Annotated in this window: 6 protein-coding genes; 1 reads left to right on the top strand and 5 read right to left on the bottom strand. The window is 63.3% G+C overall.

Going from position 1 to position 3,470, the window contains the following annotated elements:
• Positions 1-574: 574 nt before the first annotated feature.
• The gene (locus MGN01_RS23085; RefSeq protein WP_147049130.1) at positions 575-1,228 is read right to left on the bottom strand and encodes a hypothetical protein; all 654 of its coding nucleotides are present in this window, start codon (positions 1,226-1,228) and stop codon (positions 575-577) included.
• Positions 1,229-1,296: 68 nt separating this feature from the next.
• Here MGN01_RS23085 and MGN01_RS23080 point away from each other — a divergent pair, with 68 nt between their 5' ends.
• Complete coding sequence (locus MGN01_RS23080; protein WP_147049129.1) at positions 1,297-1,518, top strand: hypothetical protein; 222 nt, start codon at positions 1,297-1,299, stop codon at positions 1,516-1,518.
• Between the two features lie 8 nt (positions 1,519-1,526).
• On the opposite strand, the gene MGN01_RS24475 is transcribed toward MGN01_RS23080, so the two are convergent.
• The 4 genes from MGN01_RS24475 to MGN01_RS23065 all read right to left on the bottom strand — a co-directional run.
• Positions 1,527-1,658, bottom strand: a complete 132-nt coding sequence (locus tag MGN01_RS24475) for a hypothetical protein (RefSeq protein WP_280178568.1) — start codon at positions 1,656-1,658, stop codon at positions 1,527-1,529.
• Between the two features lie 218 nt (positions 1,659-1,876).
• Positions 1,877-2,050, bottom strand: coding sequence for a hypothetical protein (locus tag MGN01_RS24350; protein WP_244612320.1), 174 nt, complete (start codon positions 2,048-2,050; stop codon positions 1,877-1,879).
• Between the two features lie 441 nt (positions 2,051-2,491).
• Entirely contained in the window at positions 2,492-3,001 is a 510-nt protein-coding gene (locus MGN01_RS23070) for a hypothetical protein (protein WP_147049127.1), read from the bottom strand.
• Between the two features lie 35 nt (positions 3,002-3,036).
• On the bottom strand, positions 3,037-3,470 hold a 434-nt coding region (locus MGN01_RS23065; protein WP_210246104.1), incomplete at its 5' end, for a hypothetical protein.

The raw sequence follows: 3,470 nt of genomic DNA, 5'->3' as shown, positions 1-3,470 counted from the left end.
ATCTCCGGACGCTACGGGAGACAGCCGCTCGAGCTTTGCTCCCTGCCCGCTCGCCGCGATCTGGCGGTCTAGCTGCGCAGTGGCTTGTTCAGGATCCATCAGAAGATCGATATCGCCTTTCGACTAGGAATTGATCTGAAATTGAACTGGTTTACATATATACTGTAGTAATGCATAATCTTCCGCGCCACTCTTGAATAATCACTGACCCGAAAGGTCCGGCCATGACTGATGATCGCCTAGAGGAAATAGTGATTGAGGCCCAGTCCGCGGACAGAAACCTGCTTGATGCGGGAATTTATCAATATAAAGTACGTTTCATCCTCGAATAGCTGTTATTTTCCAAGTTACGAATATAAGATTGCCTACCGCAAACCCTTTCACGGTGATGCTGACAGCTCGCGCACCAAACAACAGTAACCCAGACTATACTGACTCATATTCTTTAACGGTCAATGAGGTGGCCATTGATTATATAGAGATCAAACTATTCCGCGTTGACAAACTTGAACAACCAGCAGCGCAGTTAACAATCGATATTCTAGTAATCGCGTGAGTGAAATCTAAGCCGGCATCATGTGAACAACAGTTTTCGATACTCAGACAAAGGTGCCTCGGCCTCTGGGTGCGGCAGAGATGCATTTGCACCCTGTACATACCAGTCCGTTTGACCAACGCCTTCGACCCGCTCCGACTTCACCATCATGTCGCGGGAGCCAGCCGAGAGGGCGGCGCCGACAAGCTGAATCACTGCGCGCTCGACGTCGGCTGGGAGCAGTTCGGCGCCGGCAGGCGGCTGCGAGGCATCGCTATCTCCTGGCAACACCCATCCCGCCATATACTCGACCAGGACTACGCGCCCGTACCAGCAGCGGCGATCCATCCCGTCGAGGCGGTACAGGAACCGCCCGTCCGACTCGTAGGTGCTCGCGTCCTGGGCCTCGCCATCCACTGTGACCGAGGAGATGGACACGACCGGCCCGCGATCCAGCAGCAGCCCGCTCTGCGCTTCATCGATACGGCCGTGACACAACTCGAACCGTTGCCGGACCAACTCGCGGCCGAACGTGCGGCGGCAGAACGAGGCGGCCCGCGAAGAAGCCTGATCAATCCAGCGCTCGATCTGCGCCGTCGGCGGCACGTTCTCGGCGAGGCCGAGATCGCCGCGCACATGCTCGACCGTCGTCAGACGTTTCGACGTGGGCGGCGTGATGACGACGATGCTCATTCTGCACCCGCGAATGGGACCATCAGCATGGCGCCGCGTTGCTCACGGCCACCAGCACGGAAACCGCCATGACACCGACGAAGAAATTGGCCCGCGTTCTCACCAACGAGGTCGAGGGAGGCTTCCACCTCACGCTGGAGGCGCAGGACGGAGAAATCTTCCGCATCTTCCTCACCGAGGACCAGATGGGCGATCTTGCGGATGAGATCGATGAGGTGCTCAGCGACGACGATAACGAGAACCTGACGGCAAAGGCCGACGAACCCACGACCGAAGAGCAGCCGTCCTAGAGCGGACATCAGTTGCAGATCACGCGCACGGTGACGGAGCGGTTCGCTGCCGCAGCTTGATACGGCCCTGCGCTCAAAGCCAGCGTGCCGCGCGACTCGTAAGCCTGGACGTTGGCGCCGGAAGTCGTGAAGGCGGTCACGGCGCCGCCGATCCGGATGGGCGCAAGTGCTGTTCCGGTCCAACCTTCGATCAGGTCGACGTCCGGCGAAGCCGAGCACGCCGACCAGGCGAACGTCGCAATTCCACTGGCGTTCGTCGTGGCCGTGTAGCGCTCGACCCGCTTCGGTGCGCCGGCAGGGCCGGTCGCACCTACGGAACCTTGGGCGCCCGTCCCTCCGTTGGGTCCCTGAGGCCCGGCTACTCCTGCGGGGCCGGCGGGTCCTGATGCTCCTTGAGCACCTGGATCGCCTTTTCTACCTGCCGGTCCGACCGCGCCCGTCGCGCCTGCTGGACCAGTTGCTCCTGCTGCGCCGTTGGCACCAGCGGGGCCTGTTGCCCCGGTGTCGCCTTTTGGTCCTTGCGGCCCGGCATCGCCCTTTGCCCCCTGGGGACCAGGATCGCCTTGCGATCCCCTGGCCCCAGAAGGTCCTATAGCGCCGGTTGGCCCAGCCGGACCAGTTAATCCTGTGGCGCCTGGGCTGCCATGAGGGCCCGCATCGCCTTTTGGCCCTGGTGGTCCAGCCTGCCCTGTCGCGCCTGCCGGGCCTGTTGGACCAATTGGGCCTGCATCTCCTTTGAGGCCGGCCGTACCTGCAGCGCCGGTTTCACCTTTCGGACCTTGGAGTCCTGCATCGCCCTTGTCGCCTTTTTCTCCTGGAGTACCGGCAACGCCCGCCGGCCCCGGATCTCCCTGCGGCCCTTGCGCACCGCGCGGGCCGACCTGCCCCATGCCGGTGGCGCCGCCCATCCGGCTGTCCGCCGACGAGCCGAGCGCCAGAAGGATGCACAGCGCGAGAGGCGTGAGCGCACGCATCAACCGCCGTTCCCGTAGCCAAGCTCGAAAATGCAGGTCAGGCCGCTGATGTCGGTCGACGTGCCGGGAATGGGCACAAGCATGATAGAGATGATGCGCTGTTGGCCGCCCATGGGGTTCGGCGTGCTGCCGAGCCACTCGCCCCACCGCGCCATGAAGCGTGTCCCGGTCATCTCCGACACCGTGGCCGTCGGCGAGGTGACCTTGCTGACGCCGGGATAGGGCGTCGGCGTCGAGGTGATCGGGGCGGATGCCTTGACCGTCTTGATCCGCACGTCCGCCATCAGGCACGAGTTGACGCCCCGGTAGCTCGCCGTCTTCTCGGGTTGAGTGATCAGATACTGCTGAGGCGTCGATGTCGCCGGCAGCAGGAAGGGGTCGGCCGCCCGCATGAAAGGCGGCATAGCCGGGCTCGCCACGGCCTCGAAGCCGTTGGCGGTTGCCTGTGCACGCGCGGGCGTTGCGCCCACCAAGGCAAGCGCAACAGCTCCAAAGATTGCTAGGCGCATCGTTCGCCTCGACTGGTTCGAGGGTGGCTCGGCAGCTACCGCGGCCGGGTCACGTATTCCTCGATCACCTCGTCCGCCTCGGCGGTGTTGGCGACCGGCTCGCCCTTGATCTTCTGCGCCAGAGCGCGGCGCTGCGTGTGGTGTAGGCTCCGCCAGTCCTCCGGGACGGTAGCTAGGTCGCCGGCGCCAGCCGCCGCCTCTTCTGCATCGAGTTCCTCGAGGGTCTTGCCGCGCGAGGCTGCGAAATGTTCGCGCGCAACGTCGTAGGCGACGTCCTCGTTCTCGAACGCCTCTTCCTGGATCGGCACGCCGGCCGGGTCGAAGACCAGGAACCCGCCCTCATCGAGCTCGTCGAATCGGTAGTCGTCGAGCGTGATGGTCGGGATCTGGGCGGTCGACGTCGGCAGCTGCACGAATCCGACATCGCAAACCGGCACGAGCACCGACGCCGCCAGATGATCATGCGCCG

Origin of the sequence: Methylobacterium gnaphalii (genome assembly GCF_007992215.1) — a bacterium.
In the GTDB taxonomy this organism is placed as follows: Bacteria; Pseudomonadota; Alphaproteobacteria; order Rhizobiales; family Beijerinckiaceae; genus Methylobacterium; species Methylobacterium gnaphalii.
The sequence above is the reverse complement of the archived record's forward strand: the minus strand, read 5'-3'. Positions and strand labels throughout refer to the sequence as shown.